At 70.7% G+C, this 14,636-nt stretch carries 13 protein-coding genes and 1 pseudogene; 9 read left to right on the top strand and 5 right to left on the bottom strand.

Going from position 1 to position 14,636, the window contains the following annotated elements; genetic code table 11:
- Positions 1-205 precede the first annotated feature (205 nt).
- The 5 genes from OOK38_RS14090 (at position 206) to OOK38_RS14070 (ending at position 4,143) form a co-directional block, all read left to right on the top strand.
- Positions 206-385, top strand: a complete 180-nt coding sequence (locus tag OOK38_RS14090) for a hypothetical protein (protein WP_266760406.1) — start codon at positions 206-208, stop codon at positions 383-385.
- 149 nt (positions 386-534) lie between these two features.
- Entirely contained in the window at positions 535-828 is a 294-nt protein-coding gene (locus OOK38_RS14085) for a Dabb family protein (RefSeq protein ID WP_266760408.1), read from the top strand.
- Positions 829-1,044: 216 nt separating this feature from the next.
- On the top strand, positions 1,045-2,118 hold the full coding sequence (locus OOK38_RS14080; protein WP_266848467.1) for an RNA polymerase sigma factor SigF: 1,074 nt from the start codon (positions 1,045-1,047) through the stop codon (positions 2,116-2,118).
- A gap of 244 nt (positions 2,119-2,362) precedes the next feature.
- Entirely contained in the window at positions 2,363-3,259 is an 897-nt protein-coding gene (locus OOK38_RS14075; RefSeq protein ID WP_266760411.1) for an RNA polymerase sigma factor SigF, read from the top strand.
- 89 nt (positions 3,260-3,348) lie between these two features.
- Positions 3,349-4,143 (top strand): hypothetical protein, encoded by a 795-nt coding sequence (locus OOK38_RS14070; RefSeq protein WP_266760413.1) that lies wholly within the window; start codon positions 3,349-3,351, stop codon positions 4,141-4,143.
- Between the two features lie 17 nt (positions 4,144-4,160).
- Here OOK38_RS14070 and OOK38_RS14065 read toward each other — a convergent pair whose 3' ends face one another.
- The gene (locus tag OOK38_RS14065) at positions 4,161-4,358 is read right to left on the bottom strand and encodes a hypothetical protein (protein WP_266760415.1); all 198 of its coding nucleotides are present in this window, start codon (positions 4,356-4,358) and stop codon (positions 4,161-4,163) included.
- Between the two features lie 524 nt (positions 4,359-4,882).
- Here OOK38_RS14065 and OOK38_RS14060 point away from each other — a divergent pair.
- The 3 genes from OOK38_RS14060 (at position 4,883) to OOK38_RS14050 (ending at position 8,852) form a co-directional block, all read left to right on the top strand.
- A complete protein-coding gene (locus tag OOK38_RS14060; RefSeq protein ID WP_266760416.1) occupies positions 4,883-5,389 on the top strand; it encodes a MarR family winged helix-turn-helix transcriptional regulator in 507 nt (168 codons plus the stop codon).
- Positions 5,390-5,410: 21 nt separating this feature from the next.
- Positions 5,411-7,936, top strand: coding sequence for an MFS transporter (locus tag OOK38_RS14055; protein WP_266760417.1), 2,526 nt, complete (start codon positions 5,411-5,413; stop codon positions 7,934-7,936).
- Between the two features lie 94 nt (positions 7,937-8,030).
- Positions 8,031-8,852: a YceI family protein gene (locus tag OOK38_RS14050; protein WP_266848465.1), complete on the top strand. Its 822-nt coding sequence runs from the start codon at positions 8,031-8,033 to the stop codon at positions 8,850-8,852.
- Positions 8,853-8,867: 15 nt separating this feature from the next.
- Here the strand turns inward: OOK38_RS14050 and OOK38_RS14045 are convergent, their stop codons facing one another.
- Positions 8,868-9,596, bottom strand: coding sequence for a GAF and ANTAR domain-containing protein (locus OOK38_RS14045; RefSeq protein ID WP_266849339.1), 729 nt, complete (start codon positions 9,594-9,596; stop codon positions 8,868-8,870).
- Positions 9,597-9,750: 154 nt separating this feature from the next.
- Here OOK38_RS14045 and OOK38_RS14040 point away from each other — a divergent pair, with 154 nt between their 5' ends.
- Positions 9,751-10,221, top strand: a complete 471-nt coding sequence (locus OOK38_RS14040; RefSeq protein WP_266848463.1) for a PPOX class F420-dependent oxidoreductase — start codon at positions 9,751-9,753, stop codon at positions 10,219-10,221.
- A gap of 305 nt (positions 10,222-10,526) precedes the next feature.
- On the opposite strand, the pseudogene OOK38_RS14035 reads toward OOK38_RS14040, so the two are convergent.
- From OOK38_RS14035 to OOK38_RS14025, 3 genes and pseudogenes are all read right to left on the bottom strand, one after another.
- A pseudogene (locus OOK38_RS14035) lies at positions 10,527-10,649 on the bottom strand (TetR/AcrR family transcriptional regulator); the annotation flags it as partial.
- Positions 10,650-10,832: 183 nt separating this feature from the next.
- On the bottom strand, positions 10,833-13,151 hold the full coding sequence (locus OOK38_RS14030) for a glycosyltransferase family 39 protein (RefSeq protein WP_266848461.1): 2,319 nt from the start codon (positions 13,149-13,151) through the stop codon (positions 10,833-10,835).
- Positions 13,148-14,632, bottom strand: a complete 1,485-nt coding sequence (locus OOK38_RS14025) for a bifunctional glycosyltransferase family 2/GtrA family protein (protein ID WP_266848459.1) — start codon at positions 14,630-14,632, stop codon at positions 13,148-13,150. The genes OOK38_RS14030 and OOK38_RS14025 overlap by 4 nt, the downstream gene beginning before the upstream one ends.
- Positions 14,633-14,636: the final 4 nt, after the last annotated feature.

Here is a 14,636-nt window from a genome sequence, read left to right as displayed (position 1 = left end):
ACCCCGCAGTGAGGTCCCTCCAGGCCCCGGGGACTCCTGACGATTCCGCCGGGGCTCCCCTTCATCCTGCGCCGCCGGAGCGCCGCTCCGGCCCGGCAAAAGACCTCGACCAGCGGGCCGTTGGTCCTTAAAGGCGGCGTGAAGGTTACACTCACCGCCGGCAACAGGGGGCCCACCGGGCGCAGCAGTCACAGGGGAGGCCGCGATGGCGGTGAATTCGAAGAAGATCGCCATCTACATACTCGTGGTCTTCGTGCTCTACGTGATCATCACGGATCCGGCCAAGGCCGCCGATTACGTCCAGATAGGCTTCGAGGGCATATCGAGCGCCGCTCAGGCCGTCGGCGACTTCATGAGCTGGATCGCCGACGGAGCCCAGAACTGACGCCCGGCGCCGACGCCCGCGCGGCAGGTCCCGCACGGCGGAGCCCGCAGGACGGGCCCGCGCCGCAGGGTGTCTGCGCGCCCCACGCGGAGCGGGTGTGACCGGGCGAGGCGCGACCGAGTAGAGAACCGCACCACCAGGGAGTGTCCGTGATCCGCCATCTGGTCCTCTTCAAGCTCAACGACGGCGTCCGGCGCGACGAGCCCCGCGTCGTCGAGGGCGTCGCCGCCTTCCGCGCGCTCGGCGAGCAGATCCCGGAGCTGCGGTTCTGGGAGTGCGACTGGAACATCACCGACCGGCCCATCGCGTACGACTTCGCGATCAACTCCGCCGTCGACGACACCGACGCCCTCAAGCGTTACCTGGAGCACCCGGCGCACCAGGCCGGCGTCGCGCTCTGGCGGGAGTTCGCCACTTGGGTGATCGCCGATTACCCGTTCTGATCGTTCTTGATCGCACGCTCTTCCGCAGCCCCTGACCTCAACCGGTCAGGGGTTTTCACCGTCCAACGGCCCATATCGCCTCCAACTCGGCTCCAACACGGCGTTATGCGGTGCTTGCACACAGTGCACATGTCTTGTGATGCTATGACCGCTTTTGACGGATGAGTTGACGGATACGTTGACGGATCGTTGACGAATGAAGAGGTGGCGTTGACCGTGTCGGCCAGTACTGCGCCGCCCCAGGAGGAAGCCCCGGCCACGGCCCCGGCACCGGCCCTCACGCCCGCCCCGGCCCCGGCCTCGCCCCCGGCACAGACCACGGCACCGAACGCCGCACCGACCACCGCACCGAGCGCCTCGGCGCATGCCCCGACGAGCCCCGGCCCCTCACCCGGCCCGGAAGCCGGCCCCGCGCCGGATCCCGCACCCGGCCCCGCGCCGGATCCCGTATCGAACCCCGCCCCCGGCCTCGCGCCGGATCCCGCACCCGGTCCCGCGCCGATCCAGGAGGTCACGCAGGAGCGGCGCCGCGGCGCCGACACCCGGGCCCTCACCCAGGTGCTCTTCGGCGAGCTCAAGACGCTGGAGCCGGGCACCCCCGCGCACAACCGGGTCCGCGGCGCCCTCATCGAGGCGAACCTCCCGCTCGTCCGGTACGCGGCGGCCCGCTTCCGCTCGCGCAACGAGCCGATGGAGGACGTGGTCCAGGTCGGCACCATCGGCCTGATCAACGCGATCGACCGCTTCGACCCGGACCGCGGAGTGCAGTTCCCCACCTTCGCCATGCCGACGGTCGTCGGCGAGATCAAGCGGTACTTCCGTGACAACGTTCGCACGGTCCACGTACCGCGCCGGCTGCACGAGCTGTGGGTGCAGGTGAACAGCGCGACCGAGGACCTGACGACCGCCTTCGGGCGTTCGCCCACCACCGCGGAGATCGCCGAACGGCTGCGCATCTCCGAGGACGAGGTGCTCTCCTGCATCGAAGCGGGACGGTCGTATCACGCGACCTCCCTCGAAGCGGCCCAGGAGGGCGACGGTCTGCCGGGACTGCTCGACCGGCTCGGCTACGAGGACCCCGCGCTCGACGGCGTCGAACACCGCGACCTCGTACGGCATTTGCTCGTACAACTGCCCGAACGGGAGCAGCGGATCCTGCTGTTGCGCTACTACAGCAACCTCACCCAGTCGCAGATCAGCGCCGAGCTGGGAGTCTCCCAGATGCATGTGTCAAGGCTCCTCGCCCGCAGCTTCGCGCGTCTTCGATCCGCAAACAGGATCGAGGCGTAACCGAAAAGAGCGAATCGCTCAAGCTCGCATTTTCTGTCGTTTCAGCGCTGAAAAACCGTCAGACCCCCTTTTTCCAGGGCCGATCCACCCTCTCCATGTCGACATGTCACTACAGCGTGTTGCCGACATGTGACATTCTTCCGGAAGCGCGTTTGCCGCGGCCCCGCCTCCGGTATTCAGGTGGAGGCTGCGTTCCTCCGACGGGAGCGATTGCCGCGACCGTCCGCGACCCAAAGGGGGTGGCATGTCCGCAGATCAGGGCAGCTCGAAGGTGCTCACGCTCACGAAGAGCGACGCAGCGCCCGAGGCGCACGCCGCGCTTCACGATGTCCCTGCCGCCGAGGCCCCGGAAGCCGTTCTGGTACCCGAGTCTTCGGGCGCCATCGACACCCGGACCCTGTCCCGCTCCCTCTTCCTGCGGCTCGCCGCACTCGCCGAGAACAGCCCGGAGCGTGGCTACGTCCGGGACACCCTCATCGAGCTCAACCTCCCGCTCGTCCGGTACGCGGCGGCCCGCTTCCGCTCCCGCAACGAGCCGATGGAGGACATCGTCCAGGTCGGCACGATCGGCCTGATCAAGGCGATCGACCGCTTCGACTGCGAGCGCGGCGTCGAGTTCCCGACCTTCGCGATGCCGACGGTCGTCGGCGAGATCAAGCGGTTCTTCCGTGACACGTCCTGGTCGGTCCGCGTTCCGCGGCGCCTCCAGGAGCTGCGGCTCGCCCTCACCAAGGCCAGCGACGAGCTCTCGCAGAAGCTCGACCGCTCGCCGACGGTCGCCGAACTCGCCGCCGTTCTCGGGGTGTCCGAGGAGGACGTGGTCGACGGCCTCGCCGTCGGCAACGCGTACACGGCGTCGTCGCTCGACTCGCCCGCCCCGGAGGACGACGGCGGCGAGGGCTCCCTCGCGGACCGCCTCGGCTACGAGGACACCGCCCTGGAGGGCGTGGAGTACCGCGAGTCGCTCAAGCCGCTGCTCGCCAAGCTGCCGCCCCGCGAGCGCCGGATCATCATGCTCCGCTTCTTCGCGAACATGACCCAGTCGCAGATCGGCGAGGAGGTCGGCATCTCGCAGATGCACGTCTCCCGTCTCCTCACCCGCACCCTTGCCCAGCTGCGGGAAGGTCTCATCTCCGACTGACCGCCCCACGCGGGGTTCATAATTGACGGATCGTCAGCCACACTGGCGCGATGCGTCACGAGTCGATACGCGGTCGCCGAGGTGCCCTGATGGGTGCCTCGGCGGCCGTGCTGTGTCTGGGCGGAGCGCTGGCCGCGTGCGCGGGCGACGGAAGTGGCGGCGGCTATGTCGCCGTCGGGGCCGCGGGCGGCTCTCCGCGGGCGTCGGGGGCCGCGGTGGCACCTTCGGGCGAGGTGTCCCTGGTGCCGCTGCGCGGCGAGTCCGCGGACGGCTCCAACGTCGCCGGGAACAAAGGGAGTTCCGGCACCGGGAAGGCGGCCACCGGTGATCCGGGCTCGCTCCCGGCAGGCGGCGCCGGTGACGCGGAGAGCCCGGACGCGTCTACCGGCGGTCGGGGAGGCGCGGGTGGTTCGGGTGCCGGCGACGGTGGTCCGGGAGACACGGGGACCGGCGGCGCCGGCGGGTCCTCGTCATCCTCCGGTGGCGGATCCTCCGCGTCCTCCGGCGGCGACTCCGGCCGTACGGGCGGGAGTTCGGGGCATTCCTCCGCGCCGCCCGGGGCCACGGCGACCGCCGGGCCCGCCGTGCTCGGCGTGAGCGACACCTCGCGCGCGGCCGCCGATCATCGGTGGTGCGAGAAGGTGACCGTCTCCTTCCGCAACACCGGCGGTACGGCGGTGCGTTCGGGCACGGTGACGTTCGGGACGCACATCATCGGGTCGCTCGGGATCGACTGGGCGACGATCGGGTCGACCGAGACCCTTCCCGCGCCGATCGCCGCCGGCGCGAGGAAGAGCAGGACCTGGACGGTGTGCGTCGACGCGTGGCGGGTGCCGTTGGGCATGCACATCGAGACGCGGGACGTGTCCGTCCGGTGGAAGTAGGGCGCGGCCCCGCCCGGTTACTTGAGCGCGAGCCAGGCCACCGCGGCGACGACCACGACGGCGACGACGACGCCGATGATCAGACCCACGCGCGGACCCGCGGGAGCGGCCGCCTGCTGCTGCCGGCCCTGGGGGGCCTCGTCGACGAACGCACGGAACATCTGGGTGCTGCCCGCGGGGTCGTAGTTGCCCTCGGGGCCCTGGGTGTTTGCCATAGGCCAGGACCCTAGCGAATACGCGGGGGCTGCCCAAGTGCAGGGTTCCCCTTCACGCCGATCGCGACGGGCTTTCACGCGGCTCACGAGGCCCCTTCACACCGGCCGCGAGGCGCCTTCACACCGGCGCCGCACCCACCGTCGCAGCACCCAGCGTCGCCGCACCCACCGTCGCAGCACCCACCGGCGCCGCGCCCACCGGCGCCGTACTCACCCGTCGACGCGCCCGCTCTGACCTCTCCCCGGTGAACCTCGCGAGAACTCACCCTGCGGACCTCGCGAGCCCCCCCGGCCGGTCCCTCCTGTCGGCCGCACCCCGGAACCGGACCTCGCCGGGTGGCGCGCCCACCCGGGCCGGGCGCGCCACCGGGCGAACCAGAGACCGGCCACCGCATCCCACCTGCGTGTTTACATTCGCCAATGCTTGCCTTTGCCAAGTTTTTATCCCTGAAGCACCGAACTCGTTTGCCTGCAGCAACCAACTGCTTTTATGGTTGCCCCAAGCAACGAATACAGGGGGTGCGATGGCCGAGCAGGCGCAGTACGAGGAATTGGCTCGTCGGCTCAGCGCCATCGGTGCCGTGAAGAGGGACATGGGACGGATCCTGCCGCCCGACTGCCCCGGAGGCTCCGCCGCCGTGCTCACGCTGCTCGGCCGGTACGGCGAGATGCGGATGAGCAGGCTCGCGGAGCTGCTGTCCGTGGACATGTCGGTGACCAGCCGCCATGTCGCGCACGTCGCCGACCGGGGCTGGATAGAACGGTCCCCCGACCCGGCCGACAAGCGCTCACGCATCCTGCGCCTCACCGACGCCGGCCAGGAGCAGCTCGACGAGCTCTCCCTGCGCACATCGCGGCTGCTCGCCGACCGGCTGAGCCACTGGTCCGACGACGAGGTCGGACTGCTCATCGAGCTGATGGGCCGGCTGCGCGAGAGCTTCGGCGACTGCCGCTCCACGCAGCGGACGCCCGCGCACCCTCCCCCGTATGCGACAGACGTATCAGAACTGACCACCCGTACACCCGCGTAAGTACGTAAGAAAAGGAAGCCCATGGCAACGACCACACCAGCCGGTGTGCGGGGCTCTCACGCCAAGCACGGAGGCGCCGCCGACGGCGCTCCGATGACGCACCGGCAGATCATGGAAGCGCTCTCCGGGCTGCTGCTCGGCATGTTCGTCGCGATCCTGTCGTCGACGATCGTCTCCAACGCGCTCCCCGAGATCATCGGCGACCTGGGCGGCGGCCAGTCCGCGTACACCTGGGTCGTCACGGCCGCGCTGCTCTCCATGACCGCGGCCACGCCCCTGTGGGGCAAGCTGTCCGACCTGTACAGCAAGAAGGCGCTCGTCCAGATAGCGCTCATCATCTATGTGCTGGGGTCGGCCGCGGCCGGTCTCTCGCAGAACGCCGGCATGCTGATCGCCTGCCGTGTCGTGCAGGGCATCGGCGTCGGCGGTCTGTCCGCCCTCGCGCAGATCGTGATGGCCGCGATGATCTCCCCGCGGGAGCGCGGGCGCTACTCCGGTTACCTGGGCGCGACGTTCGCCGTCGCAACCGTCGGCGGCCCGCTGCTCGGCGGTGTCATCACCGACACCAGCTGGCTCGGCTGGCGCTGGTGCTTCTACGTCGGTGTGCCGTTCGCGATCATCGCGCTGATCGTGCTGCAGAAGACCCTGCATCTGCCCGTCGTGAAGCGGGACGTGAAGGTCGACTGGGGCGGCGCGTTCTTCATCTCCGCCGCGGTCTCGCTGCTGCTGCTCTGGGTCACCTTCGCGGGTGACAAGTACGACTGGGTCTCGTGGCAGACGTACACGATGGTCGGCGGCGCGATCCTCCTCGGCCTGCTGTTCGTGCTGGTCGAGTCCCGGGCGAGCGAGCCGATCATCCCGCTGCGGCTGTTCCGCAACCGCACCATCACCCTCTCCTCCCTCGCCTCGCTCTTCGTGGGTGTCGCGATGTTCACCGGCACGGTGTTCTTCAGCCAGTACTTCCAGCTGGCGCGGGACAAGTCCCCGACGATGTCGGGTGTCATGACGATCCCGATGATCGCCGGCCTGTTCATCTCCTCCACGGTCTCCGGCCAGGTCATCACCAAGACCGGACGGTGGAAGTACTGGCTGGTCAGCGGCGGCTTCCTGGTCACCGCGGGCCTCGGCCTCCTCGGCACCATCCGCTACGACACGGCCTACTGGCACATCGCGATCTTCATGGCGCTGCTGGGCCTCGGCATCGGCATGATGATGCAGAACCTGGTGCTCTCCACGCAGAACCAGGTGGCGCCGTCCGACCTGGGCGCGGCGAGCTCCACCGTGACGTTCTTCCGTTCCCTCGGCGGTGCGATCGGCGTCTCCGCGCTCGGCGCGGTCATGGCCAACCGGATCACCGACTACGTGAAGGACGGACTGACCGACCTCGGCCCCAAGTACGCCGCCCTGGGCTCCGGTTCGGACTCCAGCTCCAGCATCCCGGACATGGACAAGCTGCCCGCGCCGCTGCGCACCGTGATGGAGAGCGCGTACGGCCACGGCATCGCGGACGTCTTCCTGATCGCCGCGGGCATGGCGCTGATCGCCTTCCTCATCGTGCTGTTCATCAAGGAGGTCCCGCTGCGGACGTCCGGCGCGATGGCGCAGGCCGCCGCGGAGAAGTCCGGGGAACCGGTCACCGAGGCTCCCGTCGCCGAAGCCGTCGAGGCCGCGGCCACCGCGGCCCTCGCCCCGGCCGTCGCCACCACCGAGGCGGCCCCCGAGGGCACGCAGCGGCTCGCCGCCGTCGCCACCGCGACGAGGGAGGGCACCCCGCAGCCCGCGTCCGGCGGCATCACGGTGCACGGTCAGGTCCGCGGCACCGAGAGCGCGCCCGTACCGCAGGCCGCGGTCACGCTGATCTCACCGGCGGGACGGCAGCTCGGCCGCTCGGTCGCGCAGGCCGACGGTTCCTACGCGGTGGACGCGCCCGGTGTGGGCTCCTACGTCCTGATCGCCTCCGCCGACGGCTTCCAGCCGCAGGCCTCGACGATCGTCGTGAACGACGAGCCGCTCGCGTACGACATCCTGCTGAGCGGCACCAGCGGGCTGAGCGGTGTGGTCCGGGCCGCCGAGGGCGGTGACCCGGTCAAGGACGCGATGGTGATCGTGACCGACGTCCGCGGTGATGTGCTGGCCTCCGGAACCACCGGTGAGCAGGGCGAGTTCGCCTTCGCCGAACTGGTGCCGGGCGTCGTGACGGTCGCGGTGAACGCCGCGGGTCACCGGCCGCGGGCGCTGCCCGTCGAGGTCGGCGGCGCCGGGGTCACCCGGATCGAGGTCGACCTCGACTCGGGCGCCCAGGTCCAGGGTGTCGTACGGGCGCCGCACGGCCCCCTGTCGGACGCCCGCGTGACGCTCGTGGACGCGGCCGGCAACGTGGTCGGCACGGCCAGGACCGGCACCGACGGCGCCTACGCCTTCACCGACCTGGACGGCGGCGAGTACACCGTCATCGCGGCGGGCTATCCGCCGGTGGCGACCGCGCTGACCGTCGGCGGCCGTGGCGTGGACGGCCACGAGATCGAACTCGCCCACCCCGGCGAGTAGCCCGAGCCCCGGCCCGTGGGGATGCGCGCGCTCTGAGCGGAGGCGCGCCCCCCACGGGCCGGTTTTCATTGCCGCATCGCAAGGAGTTACTGCCATGGGACTGACCGCGAGGATCCGTACACGGGACGGATGGGCCGTGTCGCACGCGGTCGTCACGGTGACCGACACGAGCGGCGCGCAGGTGCTGCGGGCCGAGGCGGACGCCGAAGGAGCCGTGCACGACACCACGAGCCTCGAGCCCGGCGCGTACACGGTGATCGTGACCGCTCTCGGGTACGCGCCCGCCGCGGCCGGAGCGATCGTCACGGCGGCGGGCCGTGCCGAGGTCGGCCAGGTGACGCTGGCCCGCAGGGGCGGCACCGAGCTGCCCCCGCCGGGACCGTGGACCATCGACCCGGCGCACTCCTCGATCGGCGTGGTCGCCCAGCACCTGGGCATCTCCAGCGTGCACGGCCGCTTCACGGACTTCGCGGGCCGTATCGAGATCGCCCCCGACGAGGTGGCCGCGTCCCGCGTCGAGGCGACGATCACGGCCGCCTCGATCGACACCGGCAACGGCATGCGCGACACCCACCTGAAGTCGCCGGACTTCCTGGACATCGAGAAGTACCCGCGGATCACCTACCGTTCGACGGGCCTGACACCGGCCGGCGCCGACCGCTGGACCGTGCACGGCGAACTCACCCTGCACGGTGTCGCACGTCCCGTCGACCTGGACCTCTCCTACCTCGGCACCGGCGCCGACCCCTGGGGCGGCACCCGCGCCGCGTTCCGCGCGACCGCCGAACTCCACCGCGAGGACTTCGCCATGCACTACAACCAGGTCGTCCAGGCGGGCATCTCCGCCATCGGTACGACCCTGAAGGTGGAGCTGGACATCCAGGCGGTGCAGGGAGACGCGCTGCCGGCGGCGTGAGCGCGCCTCACCCGGCTACTCGCCCTCACTGGCGTCCACGATCCGCCGGGCCAGGTCACGGAGCTTGATGTTCTCCCGCTGGGAGGTCCGCACCAGGCTGTCGAAGGCCTCGGACGCGTCGATGTCGAGCCGCTCCATGAGGATGCCCGTGGCCTGACCGATCAGATCCCGGGTGCGCATCGCCTCGGTGAGCTGTTCGCGCATGGTCACCGAGTCCAGCGCGATGCTGACATGCGCGGTGAACAGCCGCCCGATCCGGGTGGCCGACTCGTCGAAGACGCGGGGCTTGCGCGCGTACGCCGTCAGGACGGTGAGCCGGCGCTGGTCGACCCGCAGCCGCAACGAGAGCACCGATCTCAGCCCGAGGCCCGACAGCCCGAGCTCCCCGTCCCCCTCGGCCGAGGAGCTGTCCTCGATCCGGGCCACCGGCGCCGTCCAGAGCCGGCTCCAGTACGGGTGACGGTCGCGGTCCGCCGTCAGGGCCTCGGCGGAACGGACGACCTCGTCCGTCCAGGCCAGGGTCTGCCGGTGGGCGTTGCGCTCGATGACGGAGATCCCGGCGTGCTCGGCACCGGGCAGGATGTGGACGGCCAGCCGGACGGCGGTGCGCAGGGTGTTGTGAGGACTCTCCGTCTCGTGCAACTGCTGCGCCGCGGCCATCAGGGCATCGGCCAGCTCGAAACCCGTAGCACAACGGGGCAATTCAGAAAACTCGGACGCAGCCACCACGAACCTCTTCGGCATGCACGGCCATACGGCCATGCGCAGGAGAGCTCCGCAGCACATTCCTGACTGCGAGCACAGGACGAACAGCACTTTAGCTGCTCCGTTCGGGTCCGGTGCCGCCCACCGGCTCAGCCCGCGGGCGGCTCCGGGGCACCCGGCCTAGGCTGATCGCATGGCACCCAACATCGCGACGAACACCTCTGTCTCCCTGGACGAGTTGCTGGACTTCGTGCGCCCCCGGCACCGGGCCGTCCTGCTCACCCGCCGGGCCGACGGCGGCCCCCAGGGTTCCCCGCTCACCTGCGGTGTCGACGACTCGGGGCGCATCGTCGTCTCGACGTACCCCGAGCGTGCCAAGACGCGGAACGCCAAGCGGGACGACCGGGTCAGCCTCATCGTCCTCAGCGACGAGTGGAACGGCCCCTGGGTCCAGATCGACGGCACCGCCGAGGTCCTCGACTCCCCCGACTCCGTCGAGCCCCTCGTCGAGTACTACCGGAACATCGCCGGTGAGCACCCCGACTGGGACGAGTACCGAGAGGCCATGCGCAAGCAGGCCAAGTCGATCATCCGCATCACCCCGACCCGCTGGGGCCCGGTCGCCACCGGCGGCTTCCCCGCCCACCTGGCCCCCCAGGACTAGCCCGCCCGAACAAGCCTTTCCTCGCCCCCTCCGCCCCTACCCGTCCCGCCCCTGGGGCTCCGCCCCAGACCCCGCTCCTCAAACGCCGGAGGGGCTGAATCTTCGCCACGTACGACCCGCAGCCGGGATCCGGCGGGAGGGGCCCCTGCCGGTACATCCCTATGTCCGTCGCTTACGTTCGGATCGAGCAGCGGCTCCCGTTCAGAACTCACGTCTGATCCAGCGGCGACGGACTGGGATGTACCGGCACGGCCCCGACCCACCCACCGGACCCGCACGCACCCCGGCAGGCGCCCACGCGAGGCTCAGCCCCGCGCCACCATCGCCTCGATCCCCGCGACCAGCATCTCCAGCGCGAACGAGAAGTCCCGCTCCCGCATCTCCGAGACGGTGTCCCCGCCCCGCGCCTCCATGAGATCCGCCGCACTCTCGACGTTCGCCGCGAACTGCGGCTGTTCGCTGGGCGACACATCATCGCGCCGCGAAAAGGCGGTGGCCCGGAGCGTCTTCGCTCCGGACCACCGCCCACCTACCGGACCACCGCCCACCTACCGGCCACCGGCCCGCTCACCGGACCACCGGCCGCCAACGGACCCGCGGACGACTGCCCGTCAACTGCCGCTCGTCGGCTGCGTCAGGTCGTAGAAGGTGGCCGAACCCACCGTCACCTTCTTGAAGTTGGCCGTGACCCACGAGCTGATCTGCGAGGAGCTGGAGGTGGTGGCGGAGTTGCCGCCACCACCCATGCCGCCGCCCGAGATGAAGTAGTGGACCTTGCCGTCCGTCACGTACTTCTTGAACTGGGCCAGGGTCGGGGACGGGTCGGTTCCGTTGAAGCCGCCGATGGCCATCACCGGCTTTCCGGTGGCCAGTTGATAGCTCGCGGAGTTCTGGGAGCCGACGGCCGCCGCCGCCCAGGTGTAGTCGTCCGCGTTCTTCGACAGCAGCGTCCTGGCCTTGGAGCTGACGGTCGCGCCGTTCAGCAGTCCTCCGACACCGCCGCCACCCCCGCCCATGCCGCCGTCACCCGTACCGCCCCCGGGCATACCGCCCTGCTGGTTCTGGCCCTGGGTGTTGCCGTTGCCCTGCTGGTTCCCGCCGGGGAAGCCACCGGTACCGCCCGTCGGGGGCCGGCCCATGCCACCGCCCTGCTGCCCGTTCTGCGTGGTGCCGTTGCCGTTCTGCTGGTTCTGGCCGCCACCGGGGAACCCTCCCCGCATGCCACCGCCACCGCCGCCGGGACCGCCGCCCATCATGCTCGCCCCGGACGGACCGGCCGTCACGATGGAGCCGGTGTGCCCGGTGTTCACGGTGGAGAGCGTGTACGCCGTCGGACCCGCGACCGCGGTCACGAAGCTCAACGCGACGGCCGCGAGGGCCAGTCGGCGGCCCAGCCGGCCCGCGAAGATCAGGCCGAGCGCGCCGGCCAGACCGCCGACGAGGACCAGCCACTTGAGCCACGGCAGATAGTCGGAGGTGCGGTTGAGGAGGACATATCCCCAGGCCGCGGACGCGGTGACCGCGCCGGCGAGGGTGAGCGACGCCCACACCTTGCCCCGCTCCTCCCACAGCACCGTCGCGCCCATGCCGACCACCGCGGCGATGTACGGGGCCAGGGCCACCGTGTAGTACTGGTGGAAGATGCCGGCCATGTAGCTGAAGACGAGCGTGGTCATCAGCAGCGCGCCGCCCCAGGCGAGGAACGAGCCGCGGGCCAGGTCGGTCCGCTTCGCCCTCCGGGTGAGGACGATGCCGGCCACCAGCAGGATCAGGGCCGCCGGGAGCAGCCACGAGATCTGGCTGCCGATATCGGAGTTGAACATCCGGTCCCAGCCGGTCTCACCCCACTGCCCGGTGCCACCGCCGCCACCGCCGCCTCCGACGCTGCCGGTCTCGTCGCCGTTGATACGGCCGAGGCCGTTGTAGCCGAACGTCAGCTCCAGGAAGGAGTTGTTCTGCGAGCCGCCGATGTACGGGCGGGAGGACGCGGGCCACAGTTCGACGATCGCGACCCACCAGCCTCCGGCGACGACCATCGCGACCGCCGAGAGGCCCAGCTGCGCGAACCGCTTCCGCAGCCTCACCGGCGCGCAGACCGCGTACAGCACGGCCAGCGGCGGAAGGATCAGGAAGGCCTGGAGCGTCTTGGCGAGGAAGGCGAAGCCGACCGCGACGCCCGCCCAGACCAGCCACTTCGTCCGGCCGTCCTCCAGGCCGCGGATCACGCAGTAGACCGTGACGGTCATGAGCAGCGCGAGCATCGCGTCCGGGTTGTTGAACCGGAACATCAGCGCGGCGACGGGAGTGAGCGCGAACACCGCGCCCGCGATCAGACCTGCCGCCGGGCTGAACCTGCGGCGCACGGCCGCGTACAGGACGCCGACCGTGGCGACGCCCATGAGCACCTCGGGAACGAGGATCGCCCAGGAGCTGAGCCCGAAGATCCGTACCGACAGGGCCATCGGCCACAGCGAGGCCGGGGGCTTGTCGACGGTGATGGCGTTGGCCGAGTCGAGCGAGCCGAAGAAGAAGGCCTTCCAGCTCTGGCTGCCGGCCTGCACGGCCGCGGAGTAGAAGGAGTTGGCGTACCCGGAAGCGCTCAGGTTGTACAGGTACAGCACCGCGGTGGCGAGCAGCAGACCGAGCAGAGCGGGGCGCGCCCAGCGCGGGTCCTCGGGCCGGCCTCTCCAGGCCCGCCGGAAGAACGGCTCCTCGGGCTCACCGGACCCGGGTGCCGCCGCGGGCGGGGCCGGCTCCGGGGGGAGCGCCGAGGCGGGCGGCCCCCAGGAGTGACCGGAGCTTCCGGAGACCTCGGCACCCGCCGTGGAGCCGGCGCCGACGGCTGAACTCAGGCCCCCCGGACGGCTCGTACTCGCGTCGGCAGTCGTGCCGGCAACCGCGTCGGTACTCGTATCGGGCTGTGTCGTCATCGCGCGTTCCTCGGATCGTGATCGTGCGGGCGCACCGCCTGCAACTGCATGGTCGAGTCCCCCCAGGTGCGGTCCGCGGCTTCACCGGCGCGGAACTGGGCCGTGTCGTACGAGGACGAGGGCGCCGTCGGGCGCTGCGGCAGCGGGGCACGCGCGTCCACGCCGTGCCGTACGCCCGTCGGGTGGACCGGCGGGCCCGGCTGGTGCGAGGCCACCACCGGGGACGGCGACGGTGACTCGCCCTGGCGGTCCGGGAAGACCCAGGCGCGGAAGAGCAGGAAGCGCAGCACGGTCGCCGCGAGGTTGGCGGCGATGAGCACCGCCAGCTCGGTGGAGTGCGAGGGATCGCTCGTCGCCGCGTTCAGGGCGGCGAGGGAGCCGCTGGTCAGGGCCAGCCCGATGGCGAAGACGACCAGGCCCTGCGCCTGGTGCCGGACGGCGCCGCCCCGGCCGCGTACGCCGAAGGTCAGCCGCCGGTTGGCCGCCGTGTTGGCGACCGCCGACAGAAGCAGCGCGAGCGCGTTGGCGACCTGCGATCCCGAGAAGGAGCGGAAGCCGCTGTAGAGCAGGAGATAGAAGAGCGTGGACAGGCCGCCCACGACGCAGAAGCCGACGAGCTGACGGGCCAGTCCCTTGGGCACGTCGATCAGTTCGCGGTCGCGCGGGTCGTCCCCGAAGGGCCGGGCGAGCCGGTCGAGCGTCAGCGAACCGGTGGCGAGAGCGCGTCCCACGCGCCACACCCCCTTGAGGTCGTCCGTCGCGGTCTTCACGATGTGGACGGTCGAGTCAGGGTCGTCGACCCAGTCGACCGGAACCTCGTGGATGCGCAGCCCGGCCCGCTCGGCCAGCACCAGCATCTCGGTGTCGAAGAACCAGCCGGTGTCCTCGATCAGGGGCAGCAGCACCTGGGCGACATCACGGCGGATCGCCTTGAAGCCGCACTGCGCGTCCGAGAAGCGGGCCTGGAGCGAGCCGCGCAGGATCAGGTTGTACGTGCGGCTGATGAACTCCCGCTTGGCGCCCCGCACCACACGCGAGGAGCGGGACAGCCGCGAGCCGATCGCGAGGTCCGAGTGACCGGAGATCAGCGGAGCCACCAGCGGCAGCAGCGCGTTCAGATCGGTGGACAGGTCCACGTCCATGTACGCGAGGACCGGCGCGTCGGACGCCGACCACACGGTCCGCAGCGCCCGGCCGCGGCCTTTCTGCTCCAGCCGGAAGGACGTGACCTCCGGGATCTGTGCCGCCAGCCGCGCCGCCACCTGAGGGGTGGTGTCCGTCGACGCGTTGTCCGCCACCGTGATGCGGAACGCGTACGGGAACGTGCGCTTGAGGTGCTCGTGGAGTCTGAGCACACATGGCTGGAGGTCCTTCTCCTCGTTGTAGACGGGGATCACTACGTCCAGGACAGGCGTACCGGCGTCTCCGGCCGGGAGGTGCTCCCGCGCCGGCAGGTTGCCGGGAGAAGAGTCGGTTCGCATGGGA

The organism is Streptomyces sp. NBC_00568 (genome assembly GCF_026341855.1).
Taxonomy (GTDB): Bacteria; Actinomycetota; Actinomycetes; order Streptomycetales; family Streptomycetaceae; genus Streptomyces.
Note: the sequence above shows the minus strand (reverse complement) of the source record. Positions and strands in the feature narration are given on the sequence as shown.